This is a genomic window from Micromonospora sp. NPDC049359, from assembly GCF_044466585.1.
GTDB lineage: Bacteria > Actinomycetota > Actinomycetes > Mycobacteriales > Micromonosporaceae > Micromonospora.
On record NZ_JBITMW010000009.1, the window covers coordinates 145,143 to 165,033 of the forward strand.

Below are 19,891 nucleotides of genomic sequence, written 5' to 3' on the forward strand. Positions count from 1 at the left end.
GGGGTCCGGGGCCGCGACGGTCAGGCGGCCAGGGTCTCGCGGACGGTCAGCGCGACGTCGATGTTGCCGCGGGTGGCGTTCGAGTACGGGCAGACCTGGTGGGCCTGCTCGACGAGCTGCTCGGCGGTCTCCCGCGCAACGGCGGGCAGGTCCACGATGAGCTGGGCGGTGAGCCCGAAGCCACCGCTGCCGTTGGGGCCGATGCCGACCTCGGCGGAGACGACGGAGCCGGTCACGTCGGCCTTGGCGCGGCGGCCGACGATGCGCAGGGCGCTGTGGAAGCAGGCGGCGTAGCCGGCGGCGAAGAGCTGTTCGGGGTTGGTGGCGCCACCCTCGCCGCCCAGTTCCTTCGGCGACGCCAGGTCCATGGCGAAGGTGCCGTCGGAGGTCTCGACGTGGCCGTCCCGGCCGTCACCGGTGGCGGTCGCGGACGCGGTGTAGAGAACCTTCATGATGGTCACTGCTCCTTCTGTCGATGGACGGTCTCGGTGACCCGGGTGAGCGTGTCGCGCAACGCGACGAGCTCGTCGATGCCCAGGCCGGTGGCCTGCGCGATCCGCAGCGGAACGTCGCAGAGCCGCTCGCGCAGCGCCCGACCCCGCTCGGTGAGGCTCACCTCGACCCGCCGTTCGTCGCGCGCCGCGCGTCGGCGTACCACCAGGCCGCCGCTCTCCAGCCGTTTGAGCAGCGGGGAGAGGGTGCCGGAGTCGAGCCGCAGCTCGGCGCCCAGCTCGGACACGGCGGGCGGGTCGTCGGGGCGTTCCCAGAGGACCAGCAGCACCAGGTACTGCGGGTAGGTCAGCCCGACCTCGTCGAGGATCGGCCGGTACACGTCGGTGAGGGCGCGCGACGCGGCGTAGAGCGCGAAGCACACCTGCCGGCGCAGCACCAGGTCATCGGTCACCGGTGAACCGTAGCCCGCAATTAAGTTGTGCACAACTTATCGGCGCGGAATGCGGCCGTGACGACCGCCACCGAAGCGGTCAGCGGTCGCCGACGTACGCCTCCAACTCCACCTCGACGAGGTGCTCCGGATCGAGCAGACCGGCCACCACCACGAGCGTCGCCACCGGCCGGACCGCGCCGAAGACCGCGTTGTGCGCCCGGCCCACCTCGTCGGCGTGCAGCCGGTCGGTCACGTACATCCGGGTCCGGACCACGTCACCCGGCTCCGCGCCCACCTCGGCGAGCGCGGCCAACCCGATCCGTAACGCCTGCGCGGTCTGCGCGGCCGCGTCCCCGACGTGCGCCACCCGACCGTCCACGGTGGCCGTACAACCGGCCGTCAGAGCCAGGTCACCGGCGCGGACCACCCGGGAGTAGCCGTAACTCTGCTCCCACGGCCCGCCCGAGCCCAGCCGGGTGACCGTCACGCCTCGGCCAGGGTGCGCAGCGCCTCGGACACCGTGAACGCGCCCGCGTACAGCGCCTTACCGGCGATCACGCCCTCCACACCCAGCGGCTCCAGCGTGGCCAGCGCCCGCAGGTCATCCAGGGTGGACACGCCGCCGGAGGCGATCACCGGCCGGTCGGTACGGGCGCACACGTCCCGCAACAGGTCCAGGTTCGGCCCGCGCATCGTGCCGTCCTTGGTGATGTCGGTGACGACATACCGGGTGGCGCCCGCCTTGTCCAGGCGCTCCAGCACCTCGTACAGGTCACCGCCGTCGCGGGTCCACCCCCGCGCGGACAGCGTCTGACCCCGGACGTCCAGCCCGATGGCGACCCGGTCGCCGTACTCCCCCACCACCCGGTCGCACCACTCCGGGTTCTCCAGCGCGGCGGTGCCGATGTTCACCCGGGCCGCCCCGGTGCCCAGCGCGGCCCGCAGCGACTCGTCGTCGCGGATCCCGCCCGACAACTCGACCTGCACGTCCATCTGGCGCACCACCTCGGCGAGCAGGTGCGCGTTGCTGCCCCGACCGAACGCCGCGTCCAGGTCGACCAGGTGGATCCACTGGGCGCCGTCGCGCTGCCACGCCAGCGCCGCGTCCAGCGGGTCGCCGTAGACGCTCTCGCTGCCGGCGGCGCCCTGCACGAGCCGGACGGCCCGGCCGTCGGCGACGTCCACGGCGGGTAAAAGGGTGAGGCTCAACGTCTTCTCCTCGATCAGGTACGACGGTCCAGGGCGATCACCACGATCGCCGGCAGTACGAGTAGCAACAGCACGATCAACGCGACCCGCAGCGCCAGATCGTCGACGAACGTCCAGATCAGAATCATCGCCGCCCCGGTGAGCAGCACGATCGCCGCGCGCTCACCCCGCGAGTGCCGGGCCAGTCGGCCCGAACGACCCCGCCGGACCTGTGGCGTCAACCGGCGCAGAACCGCGCGGCGGCGCTGCCGACGGGCCACCCGGCGCTGCCGGACCGCCCGCTCCCGCGCCTGCTCCGCCTCACGTTCCGCCCGCCGGCGGGCCCGCTCGCGGCTCACCGCGACGCCCGCTGGGCGAACGCCGGGCGGCGTCGACGCTCAGTCACCGGCGGGCAGCGTGGCGAGCCAGTTGCGCAGCAGCGCGGCACCGGTGTCGGCGGACTTCTCCGGGTGGAACTGCGCCGCCGACAGCGGCCCACGCTCCACCGCCGCCACGAAGTCGGTGTCGTGGTGGGCCGTGGTCACCAGCGCGCCCGCGCCCGCCAACGCCGCCGGCTCGCCCATCGCGTACGAGTGCACGAAGTAGAAGCGGCTCTGCGCCGGCAACCCGGCGAACAGCACCGAGCCGCGGGGCGCGCGGACCGTGTTCCAGCCCATGTGCGGCAGGCGGTGCGCCGCCAACCGGGTCACCCCGCCGGGCAGCAGCCCGAGGCCCTTCGTCACGACCCCGTGCTCCTCGCCGTACTCGAAGAGCACCTGCATGCCCACGCAGATGCCGAGCACCGGCCGGCCCGCCGCCACCCGCTCCGCGATCACCGGGCCCGCGCCGAGCGCCTCGATACCCGCCATGCACGCGGCGTACGCGCCCACCCCCGGCACCACGAGACCATCGGCGGCAGCCGCCGCGGCCAGGTCGTCGGTCACCCGGACGCTCGCGCCGGCCGCTTCGAGGGCCCGCTCCGCCGAGCGCAGGTTGCCCGAGCCGTAGTCGAGCACCACCACGTCGGCGGTCACGACCCCGACTCCGGGATCAGCCGCAGCACCCCGGCGGCCGTGGCGAGCAGCGCCAGCAGCGCGGTCACCACGACGGCGCCGCGCGGAGCGCCCTGCCGGTGCAGCGACCACGCCCCACCCACCAGCACTCCGGCGAGAATCAACAGCAACGTCGGCAACGCGGCACCCATCAGAGCCACCTTCCATTCGCGACTGCGGGGCTCCGCTGCGCTGCGCTCCTCGCGCTCATCAGAGAGCACCCTTCGTGCTCGGGATCGCGCCCGCCGCCCGCGGGTCGATCGCGGTGGCCTCGCGCAGCGCCCGGGAGACCGCCTTGAACTGGGCCTCCACCACGTGGTGCGCGTCCGGGTGCCCACCGGGACGCGCCGCCCGCAGCACGTCGACGTGCAGGGTCACCCGGGCCGCCTGGCCGAACGACTCCCAGATGTGCCGGGTCATGCTCGTCGCGTAGACCGGCCCGATGTACGGCGCGAGCAGCGGCTCGTCGTGCACCACGTACGGGCGGCCGGACAGGTCCACCGCGGCCCGGACCAGCACCTCGTCCATCGGGACGGTCGCCGACCCGTACCGCCGGATGCCGGCCTTGTCGCCCAGCGCCTGATCGAACGCGGCGCCCAGCGCGAGAGCTGTGTCCTCCATCGTGTGGTGCGCGTCGATCTCCAGGTCGCCCACCGTGCGGACGGTCAGGTCGTAGCCGCCGTGCCGGGCGATCTGGTGGAGCATGTGGTCGTAGAAGCCCACGCCGGTGCTGATCTCGGCGGCGCCGGTGCCGTCGAGGTCGATCTCGACGAGGACCTTGGTCTCCTTGGTGATCCGCTCCACCCGGGCGGTCCGGCTCATCACAGGGTCTCCATCGCAGTCAGAAAAGCATCGGTCTCGGCCGGCGTGCCGGCGGTCACCCGTAGCCAGCCGGGCAGGCCGACGTCACGGACCAGCACCCCCTGCTCCAGCAGGGCGTGCCAGACGGTGGCCTGGTCGCCGCCGACCTCGAACAGCACGAAGTTGGCGTCACTGTCGGCCACCCGCAGCCCGCGAGCGCGCAGCGTCGCCACGATCCGGTCCCGCTGTGCCATCACGGCGGCCACCGTACCGAGCAGGGCGTCGCGGTGGGTCAGCGCCGCGCGGGCGGCGGCCTGGGTCAGCGCGGACAGGTGGTAGGGCAGGCGGACGAGCTGCACCGCCTGCACCACGGCCGGGTCGGCGGCCAGGTAACCCAGCCGGCCCCCGGCGAAGCCGAAGGCCTTGCTCATCGTGCGGGTCACCACGAGCCGCGGGTGGCCGGGCAGCACCGCGAGGGCGCTGACCCTGCCGGGCCGGGCGAACTCGGCGTACGCCTCGTCGACGACCACCATGCCGGGCGCGACGTCGAGCACGGCCGCGACGACCGCCGGGTCGAGAGCGGTGCCGGTCGGGTTGTTGGGTGAGCAGAGGAAGACCACGTCGGGCCGGTGCTCGCGGACCTGGGCGGCCGCCTCGTCGGCGGTCAACCCGAAGTCGACGCCGCGCCGCGCCGGCACCCACCGGGTGCCGGTGCCGAGGGACAGCAGCGGGTGCATCGAGTACGACGGGACGAAGCCCAGCGCGCTGCGCCCCGGCCCACCGAACGCCTGAAGGATCTGCTGCTGGATCTCGTTGGAGCCGTTCGCCGCCCAGACGTGCTCGACGGTGAGCCCGTGCCCCAGGTATTCGGCCAGGTCGGCGCGCAGCGCCACCGCGTCCCGGTCCGGGTAGCGGTTCAGGTCACGCAGCTCGGCGGCGAGCGCCTTGCCGATGGCGTCCACCACCGACTCGGGCACCGGGTAGGAGTTCTCATTGGTGTTGAGCCGCACCGCCACGTCGAGCTGGGGTGCCCCGTACGGCGACAGGCCACGCAGGTCGTCGCGGATCGGCAGATCGTCGAGGCCGCTCACGCCGACTCCTGCGGAAACCGGGCCTGGACGGCCTGGCCGTGCGCCGGCAGGTCCTCCACGGTCGCCAGGGTCACCACGTGCGGCGCCACGTCACGCAGCGCGGCCTCGGTGTACTCGATCAGGTGCACCCCGCGCAGGAAGGACTGCACCGACAGTCCCGAGGAGTGCCGGGCGCAGCCGCCGGTGGGCAGCACGTGGTTGGAGCCGGCGCAGTAGTCGCCGAGTGACACCGGCGACCACGCGCCCACGAAGATCGCCCCGGCGTTGCGGACGCGCAGCGCCCACTCCCGCGCGTCGACCGTCTGGATCTCCAGGTGCTCGGCCGCGTACGCGTCGACCACCCGCAGCCCCGCCTCAAGGTCGTCGACCAGGACCACGCCGCTCTGCTCGCCGGTCAACGCCGTGGTCACCCGCTCGGCGTGCTTGGTGGCCGGTACCTGCCGGGCCAGCTCGGCCTCGACCGCGTCGACGAGCGCCAGCGACGGGGTGACGAGCACGCTCGCCGCGAGCGGGTCGTGCTCGGCCTGGCTGATCAGGTCGGCGGCGACGTGCGCCGGGTCGGCGGTGTCGTCGGCCAGGATGGCGATCTCGGTCGGACCGGCCTCGGCGTCGATGCCGACCACACCGCGCAGCAGCCGCTTGGCGGCCGTCACCCAGATGTTGCCGGGGCCGGTGACCAGGTCGACGGGCTCGCAGCGCAGCTCACCAGCCGGGTCGACGGCGGAGCCGTACGCCAGCATCGCGACCGCCTGGGCGCCGCCGACCGCGTACACCTCGTCGACGCCGAGCAGCGCGCACGCGGCGAGCACCCGGGCGTCGGGCAGGCCGCCGTTGTCCTTCTGCGGCGGGCTGACCACCACCAGCGAACGCACTCCGGCCGCCTGGGCCGGCACCACGTTCATCACCACCGTCGACGGGTACATGGCCAGGCCGCCGGGGACGTAGAGGCCGACCCGGTCGACGGGCAGCCACCGTTCGGTGACCGTGCCGCCGGGCACCACCTGGGTGACGTGGTCGGTACGCCGCTGGTCGGCGTGCACCCTGCGGGCCCGACTGATCGACTCCAGCAGCGCCTCGCGCACCGCCGGGTCGAGCACCCCCTCGGCCTCGGCGATCGCCTCGACGGGCACCCGCAGCACCTCCGGCGAGATGCCGTCGAACCGCTCGCTGGCCTCCCGGATCGCCGGGTACCCATGCTTGCGGACCGCCTCCACCAGCGGGCGGATCCGCTCGACGGCAACGGACACGTCGAGCTGGGCACGGGGCAGCAGACGGCGCGGGTCACCGAGACCGTCGCGCAGGTCGATCCGATTCAGCACCCTTGCGAGTCTAGGCGGCCCGCCCGTCGCCCACCCGGGCCGTCCGGTCGGCGGGACGGTGAGCCGGGCCACGCCGTCGCGGACGGGATTGGTTAGGCTCGACGGCGTGACCGCACGGCTGCCGGTGTTCCCGCTCGCAACGGTGCTCTTTCCCGGGTTGGTGCTGCCACTGCACATCTTCGAGGAGCGCTACCGGGCCCTGGTCCGGCACCTCGTCGACCTGCCCGAGGGCGCGCCGCGCGAGTTCGGCGTGGTGGCCATCCAGGCCGGCTGGGAGGTGGCCCCCACCGGGCCCGGCGCCCGCGCCGGCAACGGGGTCGGCGACGTCACCCTGCACGAGGTGGGCTGCACCGCCGAGCTGCGCCAGGTCACCGAGCTGGCCGACGGCGGCTTCGACATCGTCACGGTCGGCCGACGTCGATTCCGGATCGCCGACGTCGACGACGACACCGCGCCGTACCTGACGGCCGCGGTGGAATGGCTGCCCGAGGCCAGCGGGCCGGACGAGGTGGCCGACCTGCTGGCCGCCCGCGTGATCGCGGTGTTCCGGCAGTACCTGAGCCTGATCCGGCCCGACCCGGAGGAGATCTCCGAGCAGCTTCCGGAGGATCCGACGGTGTTGTCGCACCTGGTGGCGGCCACCGCCGCCCTGACCGTCGACGACCGGCAGCGGCTGCTCGCCATCGACGACACCGCCGCCCGGCTGCGCGCCGAGCTGCGGCTGCTCAACCGCGAGGCGGCTCTGCTGCGCCAGGTGCGGGCGGTTCCGGTGTCGTTGTCGGAGCTGGCGTCCCCGCCGACACCCAACTGAACGACGCCGGGTCGGGCTCCGGGCGCAGCGACGGCCACCGCGACCAGCCGGCCAGCAGGGTGTACGTGACGGCGGCACCGAAGGCCGGCAGCAGCAGGTTGCCGTGCGGCACCGGCAGCACGTGCCCGAGCCAGTCGATCCCGCCGGCCCGCAGGTCGGCGGGTTTGGTGAAGGCCTGCCCCGCCGGGGCGCTCGCCAACAGCCGGTCGAACGTCGCCAGCCCGACCCGACGCCCCACCTGCCAGGCCACCGGGGCCGCGGCGAGGGCGCCCAGCACCGCGCCGAGCAGTCCGACCGGGCCGCGTCGCCGACGCAGCAGGAACCACAGGGCCAGCGCGGCGAGCACGCCGAACGCCAGCCCGAGCAGGCTGAACCAGCCGTCGGCGGCGATCGGCTGCTCCGGCTGGGGCTCGGCGTAGATCGCCCCCTCGGCGGTCTTGAGCACCGGGGTGTCCGGCGCGAACGCCGCCCAGAGCAGCCCGAGCGGCGCACCCAGCACGGCCAGGGCGAGCGCCGCGCCGAGCACCGTCGCCACCGCCCGCACCGGCCGGCGCGGCTCGTCGGGGGTCAGCTCCACCCCGCTCGGGTACGCCGTCACGGCGGCACTCCCGTCGGGAACCGACCCGAACGCCGACCCGGCGGGCGGGGCGGACTCGCTCGGCGGCGGCACGGCCGACGGTCGGGGTGGCGCGGGGCGGTCGTCGGAGATGTCCGCGTGCCGCTCAGGGTCGGGGTTGTCCGGGCTCACCCGATGATCCTCTCAGGCCGCGCGACGGGCCGGGGCGCCGGTGGCGGCGAACCAGCTCACCGGGCGAACGGCTCCGCCATGGCCGCGGCGGCGCGCAGCCACGCCTGGCGGGTCTCCGGCTGGAGCTGGTGATACTCGATCGACGAGCCGGTCTCCAACGCCGGGTCGTACGGCACCACGGCCACCGCGCGGGTACGCGTGGCGAAGTGCCGTTCCAGGTCGTCCTGTAGTGCCGAGCGCCCGGGGGTGGGGCAGGAGATGAGGGTGATCGCGTTGTCGGCCAGCTCGCCCATCCCCTCCTCGTGCAACAGGTCGAGCATCCAGTCGGCGCTGAACGCCGCGTCCTCGCGGGGCACGGTGGTGACCACCAGTTGGTCGGCGGCGTGCATCACGGTGCGCCAGTTGGGGCTCTCCACGTTGTTGCCGGTGTCCACGCAGATCACGTCGTGCGTACGCCGCAGCAGCTCGAGCACCCGCTTGACGGTGAACTGGTCGAGCCGCTGGGCGAAACGGGGGCTCTCCTCGCCGGCCAGCACGTCGTACGAGCCGTCGGAGGCGTGTCGCAGGTAGTCGTCCAGCCGCTCCAGCAGGGTCGCGCCCTCCAGGATCTCGATCTGGGCGAGGTCGCTGACCAGGTGTCGGATGGTGCGGGCGTGCCGGGCGCTGCCGGCCCGCAACCCGAGGGTGCCCCGCAGTTCGTTGTCGTCCCAGGCCAGTACGCCCCGCCCCCGCACGCTGCCGACGGTGGCGGCGGCGAGCACGGTGGCGGTGGTCTTGTGCACCCCGCCCTTGGGGTTGGCGAACGCGAACACCCGGGGCGTGCCCAGGTCGCGGCGGAGCACCCCGGTGGCGCGCTCGGACTCCTGGTCGACGCCCTGCGGGCGCCACTCGACCCGGGCCGGGTAGCCGCGCTCGGCGAGGGCCGAGCCGGGCGGGGTGACCACCGCGACCGGCGGCGGCGCGACCGGCGGGGCGGGGGGTGGAACGACCGGCGGTGGCGCGATCGGGGGGGCGGGTGTCACCGGCGGCGCGGGCGCCGGGTAGCCGGTCTCCGGCTGGTAACCGGTCTCCAGCAGCGCGTAGCGGGACTCGCCGACGGGATTGCCCGGCCGGTAGCCGTTGTCCAGGATGGCGTAGCGCGACTCCGGCTCGGCGCGGCGCGGCGGCTCGGGCTCCGCCTGGTAACCCGGCTCCACCTGATAGCCCGGCTCGGCCCGGTAGGTCGGCTCGGCCCGGTAGCCGGGCTCGGCGCGGTACGTCGGATCGGCACGGTAGTCCGGCTCGGACCGGTACCCGGGCTCCGCGCGGTACGCGGGCTCGGCACGGTAGTCCGGCTCGGACCGGTACGCCGGCTCGGCGCGGTAGTCCGGCTCCGAGCGGTACGCCGGCTCGGCACGGTAATCCGGCTCCGAGCGGTATCCCGGTTCGGCCCGGTAGGCGGGGTCGACCCGGTACGTCCCCTCGGCCCGGTAACCGGGCTCCTGGCCGTACGACAGATCGGCCGGATGCCCGATGGCCGACGCGCGCCCCGCGTAGCCGTTGGGGGCCGCGCGTCGCGGCAGTGGGTCCGGGGCCGCCTCGTCGGCACGGCGCTCGGACTCGGGCTGCTCCGCCGCCCGACCGCCCAGCCGGGCACGGTCGAGCAACGCCCGCCACCTCGGCGCTGGTTCGGCCGGCCGGCCCCAGCCGGTCTCACTGCCCTCCACGGCCCGCCCTCCCAGCGCCATCGATCTCTGCCTGACAGGCTACGAACCAAACCCTATTCGGACCACTCCTGTGGGCGCACGCCGCCCGGCGTAGATCACGGCGGGGAGGTTGCCAGCAACCCGGCGTCGGTCGCGTCCGGGGAGGTGGTGAGCGCCGGCGGGGCAGGCGCGGTGGACTGCGCCGGGGTCGGCTCGGGTGACGCAATCGTTACGAGCGGTGCGGGTTCCGACGATTCGCCCATCGGCACCGGCGGCATCGGCGTGCTCGACGTCGACCCGGCGCTCGGGCGCGGCGTCGACGACGGACTCGGCCCGGTGTCGGCCGGCGGGCGGACCACGTCGCGCTGCTCGGGCAGCGGCGGCGTGAAGACCGTACGGTCGAGCCGGTACACCTCGGGCGCCGGATCGACGGCCCGCACGTCCGGGCGGGCGGCCACCCGGCGCAGCGCCTCCGGCGCGGCCCGCACCACCGCCGCGTAGACGCAGGCGCAGCCGGCCCGGTACGCCCGAGCCTCGGCGCCGGCCACGTCCGCGTCGACGGCGTACCGCTCCCGCAGCTCGCGCTCGGCGACGCCGTCGCCGCGCACCGCGGCGGCCCGCGCCCGGTAGTCGGCGGCCTCGCCGTCCTTGCGGGCGGCCACGCGTTCCATCTGGGCGACCACGTCGTCGGGCACCCGCAGGGCCGGGATGCGGACGATCTCGGTCTGCCGACCGGGCAACGGGACCCGCCCGAAGACGGCCGAGACCGACACGTCGCCGAGGACCGTGGCCAGGCGCTGTGGCGGCAGGTACGTGCCGAGCGTGACCAACGCGTACGTCCCGTCCCCGGTGGCCGGCGCGGTCGGACCCAACGCGGCCAGGTCGGCCGCCGCGGAGCTGAGGTAGCCCGGCACGGAGTCGCCGTCGGCCACCCCGACGCGGGTCACCTCGCCCACCGTCGGGTCGCTGACCGGTGCGTCGTCGACGGCCCAGACGGCCGTGCCCAGCACCGCCGCCGCGGAGAGCACCGCGGCCCAGCTGAGCACGCCGGACCGCGTCGGGGTGTCACCGAGACGGGCCACCGCCCGGGTCAACGGCGGCAGCAGCCGTTGGTCCAGCTGCCGCAGCAGGTCGCCGGCGCGCACGGGCGGGATCCCCTCGTCGGATCGATGTCGGGTGGTCGCCGCTCAGTCACGCAGGATCTCAAGCGCACGTTCCAGATCGTCAGGGTAGTCGCTGACGAACCGGACCTCGTCCCCCGAACGGGGATGCAAAAAGCTCAGTTCGCGGGCGTGCAGCCACTGACGGGCCAGGCCGAGACGGGCCGAGAGGGTGGGGTCGGCGCCGTACGTGAGGTCACCCACGCAGGGGTGCCGCAGGGTGGAGAAGTGCACCCGGATCTGGTGGGTCCGGCCGGTCTCCAACCGGACGTCGACCAGGCTGGCGGCCGGGAACGCCTCGAGAGTGTCGTAGTGGGTGATGCTCGGCTTACCGCCGGACACCACGGCCCAGCGGTAGTCGTGGGTGGGGTGCCGGTCGATCGGCGCGTCGACGGTGCCCCGCAACGGGTCCAGGTGGCCCTGCACCACGGCGTGGTAGCCCTTGTCGACCTCGCGGTACTTGAAGGCCCGCTTCAACGCGGTGTACGCCTGCTCGCTCTTGGCCACCACCATGATCCCGGTGGTGCCCACGTCGAGGCGGTGCACCACGCCCTGGCGCTCGGCGGCGCCGCTGGTGGAGATGCGGTGGCCGATCGCGGCGAGCGCGCCGATCACCGTCGGGCCGGTCCATCCCGGGCTGGGATGCGCGGCCACCCCGACGGGCTTGTCCACCACGACGATGTCGTCGTCGGCGTACACGACGCGCAGGCCCGGCACCGCCTGCGGCACCACGGTCGGCGGCGCGACCGGAGCGGGCAGCGTGACGTCCAGCCAGGAGCCGGCCTTGACCTTGTGGGAGTTGGGTCGGGCGGCGCCGTCGACGAGGGCGTCGCCCGCGTCGACGAGGGCCGCCGCGGCGGTCCGGGAGAGACCGAAGAGCCGGGACACCGCCTGGTCCAGGCGCATGCCGTCGAGACCGTCGGGTACGGGCAGGGAACGGTGGTCGCCGCCGGCGGCGAAGGCGGAGGTCATGCCCGCTCCCGCTGCTCGGCATCGGCGGTGGCGTTCGCGTCGCCGCTGGCGCCGTCACCGCCGGCCCGCCGGCCGTCGCGCTGCCGACCGGTCAGCTCGAGCAGCACGGCCAGCACCACGCCACAGACGAGCGAGCTGTCCGCCAGGTTGAACACCGGAAAGTACTCGCCGTACGGCCCGAAGACGCTGATCATGTCGACCACGTGCCCGTGGAAGGGCGCGGGCGCCCGGAAGATCCGGTCCATGAGGTTGCCCAGCGCGCCGCCGAGCACCAGGCCGAGGGAGATCGCCCACGGCAGCGAGCGCAGCCGCAGCGCCATCCAGACGATCCAGCCGACCACGCCGATGGTGATCAGCGGGAACACCCAGGTGTAGTCCGCCCCGATGCTCCACGCGGCGCCGCTGTTGCGGGTCAGGCTCAGGTAGACCAGCCCGCCCAGGATCCGGACCGGCTCGCGGTCGGTGAGGCCGGCCAGGGCGAGGTGTTTGGTCACCAGGTCGGCCAGCAGGGCCACCAGGGCCACTGCGGCGAGGATCGCGACAGCCCGGGGACGGGCCTTGCCGCCGTCCGGGTCGGTGCGGCCGGGTTCGGCGGGCGGTGCTGCGGTCATGCGCTCCCCATCGAGGTGTCTCGGCGGTGATCGCTCACCGTCTCGTCGCAGACGGGGACCGGGCTTTCAGCGCCGCTCCTCCAACTGCTTGCACGTCACACACAGGGTGGCCGACGGGAAGGCGGCGAGGCGCTCGACCGGGATCGGGTTGCCGCACCGCTCGCACCAGCCGTAACCACCCTCGTCGAGGCGCTCCAGGGCGCGCTCGACCTGCGTGATCCGTTCCAGAATGCTGTTGGCGAGAGAGATCTCCTGCTCCCGCTCGAAGGTCTTGGTGCCGGTGTCGGCCTGGTCGTCCCCGGCCGAGTCCGTCAACCGCTCGCGCTGCAGCTCGGTGATCTCGCTCAGCGTCTGATCGTACTCGGCGCGAAGCTCGTCCCGGCGCGCCGCCAGCGCCGCCCGGATCTTCTCGGTCTCCGCCGCGCTGCGGGTGGCCTTGGCCACCGGCTTGCGGCCGGCGGTCCTGGTGTCGGCTGGCTTCGCCATGGGTCGCTCCCTCGGCCGGGGAGCCGCGCGGTCGCGGCACCTGGTCAGGGGGCGCCGACGAAGGCGTCCCCTGAGTACGAAAAGGGGCGCACGGCGACAATGGCCGCGCACTCCCGAGGTTGGCAAGAATACGGAACGTACAGGCGTCCGACAACGTGGCGCACCGTCGCACCGCTCAACTGCCCCTAGCCCTGCCTAACTGGGGCAAAGGGAACGCTAGCAGATCAACCGACCGCTTCATCTCCGTACTCGCCAAACCATCGGGCCAGCCGACCCCGTCGGCTGACGGCCCGCAGCCGCCGTTCGGCGGCGTCGCGTACCCCACCGGCGGCGACGATCAGCAGGCTGTCGCCGGTCTTCAGCCGGGTGTCCGGGCCGGGCACGAAACCCACCCCGTCGCGCAGCACCAGGGTCACCGAGGCGCCCAGCGGCAACCGCAGCTCGTCGACGTGCACGCCGGCCAGCCGGGAGCCCGGCGGCACCTCCAGTTGCAACAGGTCGGCGCGCATCCGCTCGAGCGGCGCCGTCTCCACGTGGATCTCGGCGGCCTCCGCCGGCGCGGTGGTCCCCAGCCGGCGGGCGAGCGGACCGAGCGTGCCGGTCTGCACCAGCGTGAAGATCACCACCAGCACGAAGACCGCGTCGAAGAGGCGTTCCGCGCCCGGCACCCGTTGCGAGAGCGGGATGGTGGCCAGCACGATCGGCACCGCCCCGCGCAGTCCGGCCCAGGACAGGAACGCCTGCTCCCGAAGGCCGACCCGGAACGGCAACGCCGAGACCGCCACCGACAGCGGCCGGGCCAGCAGCACCAGCGCCAGACCGGCGACCACCGCCGGCAGCACCGCGGCGTCCAACCGGCCGGGCGCGACCAGCAGGCCGAGCAGCACGAACAGGCCGATCTGCGCGAGCCAGGCCAGCCCGTCGGCGAAGCCGAGGATCGCCTGTCGGTGCGGCAGGCGGGCGTTGCCCAGCAGCACCCCCGCCACATATACGGCGAGGAAGCCCGAGGCGTGCAGCACGGCGCCGGCGGCGTACGCCAGGACGGTGATCCCCACCGCCGCGATCGGGTACAGGCCGGCCGAGGGCAGCGCCGCCCGGCGCAGCGCCCAGGTGCCGGCGAGGCCAGCGCCCACACCGACGGCCGCGCCGACGCCCAGCTCGTAACAGACCAGCGCGACCTCGTACCACCACGGGTGCGCCCAACCCTCGTGGGACAACAGCACCACCAGCAGCACCACCGGGGCGTCGTTCATGCCCGACTCGGCCTCGAGGGTGGCCACCAGCCGGGGTGGCAACCGCAGCCGCCGCAGGGTGGCGAACACCGCCGCCGCGTCGGTGGAGGAGAGCACCGCGCCGTAGAGCAGCGCCAACCGCCAGTCCAGGCCCAGCAGCAGGTGTACGGCGACGCCGACCACCACGATGCTCACGACCACGCCGACCGTGGAGAGCGCGGACGCCAGCGCGAGCACCGGACGCAGCGTGCTCCACCGTGCGGTGAGGCCGCCCTCGGCGATGATCACGATCAGCGCGCAGAATCCGAGGGTCCGGGTCAGGTCGACGTCGTCGAAGCGGATACCGAGCCCGGCCTCGCCGATGGCCACGCCGAGCGCCAGGTAGACCAACAGGCTGGGCACCCCGAGGCGGGTCGAGAGCCGGACCGCGCCAACCGCCACCAGCAGCACGGCCGCGCCGAGCAACAGCGCGATGTCCAGGCCGGGCGTCACGGTCGCCGGGCCCGGGCGATCCTCACCCCGCGGCTCCGTCGCGCAGTCGGCGCAGCACGTCGGGCAGCTCGGGGGTGGGCCGGTCGACGAGGAAGAGCTTGTCCCGGCTGGTCGCGCCGGTCCGCAGCGACACCGCCGCCGGCCGGACGCCGAGCGCGGCGGCGAGGGCGCGGCGGGCCGCCTCGGTCGCCCGACCGTCCACCGCCGGAGCGTGGACGGCGATCACCAGGGAGGGGCCGTGCGGGCCGTCGAAGCGACCACCGACGGCATCGCGGGAGGCGCCCGGCTTCACCCGTACCGCAACGGTGAGCGCGTCCTGCGGGGGCACCGGCACCGCTTTTCAGAACGGCCGGGCGTCGATGAGCAGGGCGGTGGCCGGCGCGCACGCCGCGCACGGCGTGAAGCCCAGCTCGACCGCCTCGGCGACGGGAAGCGTCTCCGGGGTCCGGCCGATCAGGTGCGGGCACGCGGCCAGGTGGTAGCGGGGCCGTCCGTCCACCACCTCGACGGAGTCGGGCAGCCGGGAGATCCGGGCCGCCTCGGCGGGGGTGACCGGTTGCTCCGCGGGCTCGTCGGCCAGCGGGTCGGCGGTCACGGCGTCGGCCCGGTACGCCTCGTCGGCGCGGGCCACGAACGGGGACGCCGGGCTGACGGGCGAGGTGCGTGCACCGCCGTCGGCCGCCGCGTCGGGCTCGTACGGCGAGGCCACGTCATACGCCGGCTCGGGGTCGGACGGCGGCTCGGGTGGTTGCCGCCACCCGGTGCCGCCGTCGCCGACCGTCGAAGGTACGTGCTGGACCGGCACATCCGGCTCGGCCAGCGGTGGCCCGTACGCGGCACCCGGCTCGGCCCGGCTGGCCGTGCGGAATGCCCCGCGGTCCCGCGGGCCGGCCCGGCCGGGATCCGCCGAGGCGCGGTTGGCGGCTGCCTGGCGGGCGCCCACCACCAGCGCCACGGCGGCCAGCAGGCTGGCCGCGATGGAGATGGTCAACAGAGTGCTGGAGCCACCGGCCAGGCCGAACACCAGCAGCACCACGGCGACGAGGATGAGCAGGAGACTCGCGACTATCACGGCTCACCCCTGCCGCGTCGTACCGTCCAGGCGGGGCCGGCGACCGTCACCATCTGCGGAGAGCGATCGCCGGCCGGTGCTCAGCGTCCGGCTTCGAGGGCGCCGGAGCGCCCGCCGCCGTACGAACCGGCGAGGCCCGCCGCGGCCAGCCCGTTGCCGCCGGCGACCCGGCCCGCCTCGGAGCGGGTCATCTCGGCTTCGAGGCCCTGGCCGCGACCGTCGAGGTCCCGCAGCTGGCTCTCCAGGTACGCCTTGAGCCGGGTGCGGTACTCGCGCTCGAACTGCTTGAGCTCCTCGATGTGCTTCTGCAGGGCCGTGCGCTTGGCGTCCAGGCCGCCCATGGCCTCCTGGTGCCGCTGGCGGGCGTCCCGCTCCAGGGCGTCGGCCTTCGCGCGAGCCTCGCGGGTCACCTCCTCGGCCTTGCTCCGCGCCTCGGACAGCAGCGAGTCGGCCTCGCGGCGCGCGTCGGACACGTGGTCGTCGGCGGTGCGCTGGGCCATCATCAGCACCCGCAGCGCCTGCTGCTCACCGTCACCGGTGACGCCGGCCGGGCCGCCGGTCGCGCGGACCTGCTCCAGCTCGGCCTGCATGGCGCGGGCGGCCTGCTCGGCGGCGGACTTGTCGCGCTGGACCCGGTCGAGCTGGGCCTTGACGTCGTTGAGCTCCGCCGCCAGTCGGGCGTCGCCGCCGGGGCCGGCGGGGGCACCGCCACGGCCGCCGCGCTCCACCTGGGCGCGCAGCTCGTTGTTCTCCTCGATGAGACGGGCGAGCTCGCGCTCGACCTCGTCCAGGAAGGCGTCGACCTCCTCCTCGTCATACCCCCGCTTGCCGATCGGCGGCTTTTTGAAGGCGACGTTGTGTACGTCGGCCGGGGTCAGCGGCATCGAAACTCCTCGGGTCAGTTGCGGCCGCGAAAGCGCGTCGGTCATCAGGCAGATGCCCTGATCGACGGCCCTAACACGAACTCCATCAGCACGAACAGGATAACCAGGAGCACAAGGGAGGCCAGGTCGATGCTCACGGTACCAATTCGCAGCGGAGGGATCACACGCCTCAACGCGTTGAGAGGGGGATCAGTGACGCTCCACACGGATTCCAGTCCTGCCGCCGCTCCGCGCCCCGGCTGCCACCGGCGGCCGTACTGCAGGACGGCGCTCAACACGAACCGGGACAGAAGAAGAAGCAGGAAGACATAAAGGACCAGGTACAACACTTGCAGCAAGATCGACAACACGGTCAGCGACGTCCCTCGGGTCGGGCGGGGTCAACTCAGGCTGAAAAAACCGCCCTCAGCGATCTTGGCCTTGTCCTCAGCGGTGACCTGGACATTGGCCGGTGAGAGCAGGAACACCCGATTGGTCACGCGCTCGATCGTACCGCGCAGCCCGAACGCCAGACCGGCCGCGAAGTCAACCAGACGGCGGGCGTCGGCCTCGTCCATCTCGGTGAGGTTGATGATCACCGGTACGCCGTCGCGGAAGTGCTCACCGATGGTGCGCGCCTCCCGGTAGGTGGTCGGGTGCAGGGTGGTGATCTGGTAGCGCTGCTCCTCCTCGGGCACGACCACGCGCTCCCGCGTCACGGCCTGCGGCGCGAGGGCCAGGTTGTCGCGGGTGTGGTAGGTCAGCGCGCCCGACGTCTCGCTCGCCGAGGACCGCGTGATCGACCGTACGCTGGAGCGCTCAGCCCGCTCGGAGCGCTCAGCCCGCTCGGCTCGCTCAGCCCGGTCGGAGTCGCCACGGTCGGAGTCGGCGAGCCGCCCGGCCGACCGCTCGGAGAGCCGGCCCCGCTCGCTCGCGCGCGTCCGGGGAGCCGGCGGCTCCTCGGTGTCGTCGTCGTCCTCGTCGGCGAACTCCTCGGCGTACCGGCTCTGCCGGTAGCGCGAGTCACGGTAACCACCCTTGTCGTAGTCACCGTCGTCGTAGGCCCGCTCGTCGTCTTCCTCGACGAGACCGAGCCAGACCCCCGCCTTGCGCAGTGCACCCATCCCGCGCCCTTCCGTCCGCCGTGCGGCACTCGCCCCCGTGCCATGTCGCCCGTCGCGAGTGGACAACCATGCCCATCGGACCGGGACGGCAATCCCGTGACATGCGATTCGCGTCGCGTGTCACGACCCCCACAGGATCAGCCGTCCCTGAAACAACACTGATGTAATTTGCCTGTCTCGCGGTCAGGCTACCGCAGCGTGGGACGCATTCCGAGCAACGCGCTACCGACGCGGACATGTGTCGCGCCGTAACGGATCGCGATTTCCAGATCGCCGCTCATCCCCGCCGACAACGCTGTCGCTCCCGGATGGACCGATCGGAACGCCTCGGCGATCTCGGCCAGCCGGGCGAAGGCGCGATCCGGCGGCCAGCCCAGCGGCGCGACCGCCATGAGGCCGGCCAGGCGCAGCGCCGGCGACTCGGCGACCGCCGCGGCGACCGTGTCCAGGCCGGACTCCGGGTCGGCCGACCCGGGCAGAGCGCCGCCCCGCGCCGGGTCACCGTCGATGCTCACCTGCACCAGGGCGTCCAACGGCCGTTCCCGCTGCGCCGCCGCGCCATCCAGTGCCCGGGCCAGCCGTACGCTGTTCACCGAGTGCACGACGTCGGCGTAACGGACCACCGAACGGGCCTTGTTGCGCTGCAACTGCCCGATGAAGTGCCAGCGTGGACGTATCCCCGCGGCGGCCACCTCGGCCGCCTTACCGGCGGCCTCCTGGTCGCGGTTCTCCCCCATGTCGGTCACCCCGAGCCCGGCCAACGCCAGCACGTCCCCGGCCGGGTAGGTCTTGGTCACGGCGATCATGGTGACGTCGGCGGGATCCCGGGCCGCCTCGGCGCAGGCTTCGGCGATCCGGGCCCGTACCGTCGCCAGACCGGCCGCGAGTTCGGCGCTCCGGTCCGGTCGTACCGTGGCTGAGCTGTCGGTCATCGGCGGCGCTCAGGAGCCGTTCTTGAGGAAGTCGGGCACGTCCACGTCGTCGAAGAGCACCCGGCGGGGCGACTGCGTCGGGGCCGGCAGGGTGGCCGGCGGCGGCACCGGGGTGGTCTGCGGCGCCGGCTGGTTGGTGTTGGTCTTGCGGGACGGCTCGGCCGCCTTGTAGGCCGGCGTGCCGCCGTCGAAGCCCGCCGCGATGACCGTCACCCGCACCTCGTCACCGAGCGCGTCGTCGATGACCGCGCCGAAGATGATGTTGGCGTCCGGGTGGGCCGCGTCGGTGACCAGCTGCGCCGCGTCGTTGATCTCGAAGAGGCCCAGGTCGGAGCCGCCGGCGATGGAGAGCAGCACGCCGCGCGCGCCGTCCATGCTCTGCTCCAGCAGCGGGCTCGAGATGGCCGCCTCGGCCGCCTCGACCGCGCGGTTCTCCCCGCGGGCGCTACCGATGCCCATCAACGCGCTGCCCGCGCCGCTCATCACGCTCTTGACGTCGGCGAAGTCCAGGTTGATCAGACCCGGGGTCGTGATCAGGTCGGTGATGCCCTGCACACCGGAGAGCAGCACCTGGTCGGCGGTGCGGAACGCGTCCATCATGCTGATGTTGCGGTCGCCGAGCGCCAGCAGCCGGTCATTCGGGATGACGATCAGGGTGTCGCACTGGTTACGCAGTTCGTCTATCCCGGACTCGGCCTGCACCTGCCGGCGCTTGCCTTCGAACGAGAACGGCCGGGTCACCACGCCGATGGTCAGCGCGCCGAGCTTGCGGGCGATGTTCGCCACCACGGGCGCGCCGCCGGTGCCGGTGCCGCCGCCCTCGCCGCAGGTCACGAAGACCATGTCGGCGCCCTTGAGCACCTCCTCGATCTCGTCGCGGTGGTCCTCGGCGGCGTTCTTGCCGACGTCCGGGTTGGCGCCCGCGCCCAGCCCGCGGGTCAGCTCGCGGCCGACGTCGAGCTTGACGTCGGCGTCACTCATCAGCAGCGCCTGGGCATCGGTGTTGATCGCGATGAACTCGACGCCCTTGAGCCCAACCTCGATCATCCGGTTGACGGCGTTGACGCCGCCACCCCCGATGCCGACGACCTTGATGACCGCCAGGTAGTTGTGCGGAGGTGTCATCTCCGGTCCTTTCCCTTCGAGATTGGCTTCGGCCGACCGGGTACGGCGTGGCCAGCCCAGCGGCCGACGACAGCGCCACCAGCGAGGATCAGAGGTGAACCCTCACCCTCTACTAGAGGCTTACAGTTATGTCAACCACTGAACCTCTTCGGGGCAACGTAAGCGCCGCCGCGCCATGAGCCAAGGACCCGGTCGGCGTGTCGCCGGCCGGAGCGCGACTCGTCACGTCCACGGCCCGCTC

The 19,891-nt window shown here is 73.5% G+C and carries 25 protein-coding genes; 1 reads left to right on the plus strand and 24 read right to left on the minus strand.

The genetic code is table 11. The features are described from left to right. Positions 1-20: 20 nt before the first annotated feature. The 10 genes from ACIBTX_RS21345 to hisD all read right to left on the minus strand — a co-directional run bounded on the left by ACIBTX_RS21345 (position 21) and on the right by hisD (position 6,337). The gene (locus ACIBTX_RS21345) at positions 21-452 is read right to left on the minus strand and encodes an organic hydroperoxide resistance protein (protein WP_357127020.1); all 432 of its coding nucleotides are present in this window, start codon (positions 450-452) and stop codon (positions 21-23) included. 5 nt (positions 453-457) lie between these two features. Further along, the gene (locus tag ACIBTX_RS21350) at positions 458-904 is read right to left on the minus strand and encodes a MarR family transcriptional regulator (protein ID WP_357127017.1); all 447 of its coding nucleotides are present in this window, start codon (positions 902-904) and stop codon (positions 458-460) included. A 79-nt stretch (positions 905-983) separates the two neighbouring features. Then, a complete protein-coding gene (locus ACIBTX_RS21355; RefSeq protein WP_357127014.1) occupies positions 984-1,373 on the minus strand; it encodes a RidA family protein in 390 nt (129 codons plus the stop codon). Further along, positions 1,370-2,095, minus strand: a complete 726-nt coding sequence (priA, locus tag ACIBTX_RS21360) for a bifunctional 1-(5-phosphoribosyl)-5-((5-phosphoribosylamino)methylideneamino)imidazole-4-carboxamide isomerase/phosphoribosylanthranilate isomerase PriA (RefSeq protein ID WP_357127011.1) — start codon at positions 2,093-2,095, stop codon at positions 1,370-1,372. Before priA ends, ACIBTX_RS21355 begins: the two co-directional genes overlap by 4 nt. Positions 2,096-2,109: 14 nt before the next feature. Further along, a complete protein-coding gene (locus tag ACIBTX_RS21365; protein ID WP_357127008.1) occupies positions 2,110-2,433 on the minus strand; it encodes a hypothetical protein in 324 nt (107 codons plus the stop codon). A gap of 39 nt (positions 2,434-2,472) precedes the next feature. After that, positions 2,473-3,108: an imidazole glycerol phosphate synthase subunit HisH gene (hisH, locus tag ACIBTX_RS21370; RefSeq protein WP_357170727.1), complete on the minus strand. Its 636-nt coding sequence runs from the start codon at positions 3,106-3,108 to the stop codon at positions 2,473-2,475. Further along, a complete protein-coding gene (locus tag ACIBTX_RS21375; protein ID WP_266244462.1) occupies positions 3,105-3,278 on the minus strand; it encodes a hypothetical protein in 174 nt (57 codons plus the stop codon). Before ACIBTX_RS21375 ends, hisH begins: the two co-directional genes overlap by 4 nt. 58 nt (positions 3,279-3,336) lie before the next feature. Continuing rightward, the gene (gene hisB, locus ACIBTX_RS21380; protein ID WP_355049484.1) at positions 3,337-3,948 is read right to left on the minus strand and encodes an imidazoleglycerol-phosphate dehydratase HisB; all 612 of its coding nucleotides are present in this window, start codon (positions 3,946-3,948) and stop codon (positions 3,337-3,339) included. Then, positions 3,948-5,018 (minus strand): histidinol-phosphate transaminase, encoded by a 1,071-nt coding sequence (locus ACIBTX_RS21385; protein ID WP_357170725.1) that lies wholly within the window; start codon positions 5,016-5,018, stop codon positions 3,948-3,950. The genes hisB and ACIBTX_RS21385 overlap by 1 nt, the downstream gene beginning before the upstream one ends. After that, the gene (hisD, locus tag ACIBTX_RS21390; RefSeq protein WP_357170722.1) at positions 5,015-6,337 is read right to left on the minus strand and encodes a histidinol dehydrogenase; all 1,323 of its coding nucleotides are present in this window, start codon (positions 6,335-6,337) and stop codon (positions 5,015-5,017) included. Before hisD ends, ACIBTX_RS21385 begins: the two co-directional genes overlap by 4 nt. A gap of 106 nt (positions 6,338-6,443) precedes the next feature. Here hisD and ACIBTX_RS21395 point away from each other — a divergent pair, with 106 nt between their 5' ends. Next, a complete protein-coding gene (locus tag ACIBTX_RS21395; RefSeq protein ID WP_357126994.1) occupies positions 6,444-7,148 on the plus strand; it encodes an LON peptidase substrate-binding domain-containing protein in 705 nt (234 codons plus the stop codon). Here ACIBTX_RS21395 and ACIBTX_RS21400 read toward each other — a convergent pair. From ACIBTX_RS21400 to ftsZ, 14 genes are all read right to left on the minus strand, one after another. Beyond that, complete coding sequence (locus ACIBTX_RS21400) at positions 7,063-7,896, minus strand: DUF2567 domain-containing protein (protein WP_396832888.1); 834 nt, start codon at positions 7,894-7,896, stop codon at positions 7,063-7,065. The genes ACIBTX_RS21395 and ACIBTX_RS21400 overlap by 86 nt on opposite strands. A 56-nt stretch (positions 7,897-7,952) precedes the next feature. Then, a complete protein-coding gene (locus ACIBTX_RS21405; RefSeq protein ID WP_396832889.1) occupies positions 7,953-9,602 on the minus strand; it encodes an AAA family ATPase in 1,650 nt (549 codons plus the stop codon). Positions 9,603-9,697: 95 nt separating this feature from the next. Next, positions 9,698-10,726, minus strand: coding sequence for a hypothetical protein (locus ACIBTX_RS21410; protein WP_357126988.1), 1,029 nt, complete (start codon positions 10,724-10,726; stop codon positions 9,698-9,700). A 42-nt stretch (positions 10,727-10,768) separates the two neighbouring features. Then, positions 10,769-11,713: an RluA family pseudouridine synthase gene (locus ACIBTX_RS21415; RefSeq protein ID WP_355049478.1), complete on the minus strand. Its 945-nt coding sequence runs from the start codon at positions 11,711-11,713 to the stop codon at positions 10,769-10,771. Further along, a complete protein-coding gene (lspA, locus tag ACIBTX_RS21420) occupies positions 11,710-12,324 on the minus strand; it encodes a signal peptidase II (protein ID WP_357126984.1) in 615 nt (204 codons plus the stop codon). Before lspA ends, ACIBTX_RS21415 begins: the two co-directional genes overlap by 4 nt. Positions 12,325-12,390: 66 nt before the next feature. Then, positions 12,391-12,810, minus strand: coding sequence for a TraR/DksA C4-type zinc finger protein (locus ACIBTX_RS21425; protein WP_355049476.1), 420 nt, complete (start codon positions 12,808-12,810; stop codon positions 12,391-12,393). A 224-nt stretch (positions 12,811-13,034) separates the two neighbouring features. Further along, positions 13,035-14,534 carry a potassium/proton antiporter gene (locus ACIBTX_RS21430; RefSeq protein ID WP_357170716.1) on the minus strand — a complete coding sequence of 500 codons (1,500 nt, stop codon included), beginning with the start codon at positions 14,532-14,534 and terminating at the stop codon, positions 13,035-13,037. Between the two features lie 22 nt (positions 14,535-14,556). Next, positions 14,557-14,868 (minus strand): DUF167 domain-containing protein, encoded by a 312-nt coding sequence (locus tag ACIBTX_RS21435; protein ID WP_357126977.1) that lies wholly within the window; start codon positions 14,866-14,868, stop codon positions 14,557-14,559. A 6-nt stretch (positions 14,869-14,874) separates the two neighbouring features. Next, a complete protein-coding gene (locus ACIBTX_RS21440; RefSeq protein ID WP_396832890.1) occupies positions 14,875-15,606 on the minus strand; it encodes a hypothetical protein in 732 nt (243 codons plus the stop codon). An 80-nt stretch (positions 15,607-15,686) separates the two neighbouring features. Next, complete coding sequence (locus tag ACIBTX_RS21445; RefSeq protein WP_355049472.1) at positions 15,687-16,490, minus strand: DivIVA domain-containing protein; 804 nt, start codon at positions 16,488-16,490, stop codon at positions 15,687-15,689. A gap of 44 nt (positions 16,491-16,534) precedes the next feature. After that, positions 16,535-16,840: a YggT family protein gene (locus tag ACIBTX_RS21450; protein ID WP_355049471.1), complete on the minus strand. Its 306-nt coding sequence runs from the start codon at positions 16,838-16,840 to the stop codon at positions 16,535-16,537. A 30-nt stretch (positions 16,841-16,870) separates the two neighbouring features. After that, positions 16,871-17,593, minus strand: coding sequence for a cell division protein SepF (locus ACIBTX_RS21455; protein ID WP_357398333.1), 723 nt, complete (start codon positions 17,591-17,593; stop codon positions 16,871-16,873). A gap of 188 nt (positions 17,594-17,781) precedes the next feature. Next, positions 17,782-18,525, minus strand: coding sequence for a YggS family pyridoxal phosphate-dependent enzyme (locus ACIBTX_RS21460; RefSeq protein WP_396832891.1), 744 nt, complete (start codon positions 18,523-18,525; stop codon positions 17,782-17,784). Positions 18,526-18,534: 9 nt separating this feature from the next. Continuing rightward, entirely contained in the window at positions 18,535-19,650 is a 1,116-nt protein-coding gene (gene ftsZ / locus ACIBTX_RS21465; protein WP_357126961.1) for a cell division protein FtsZ, read from the minus strand. Positions 19,651-19,891: the final 241 nt, after the last annotated feature.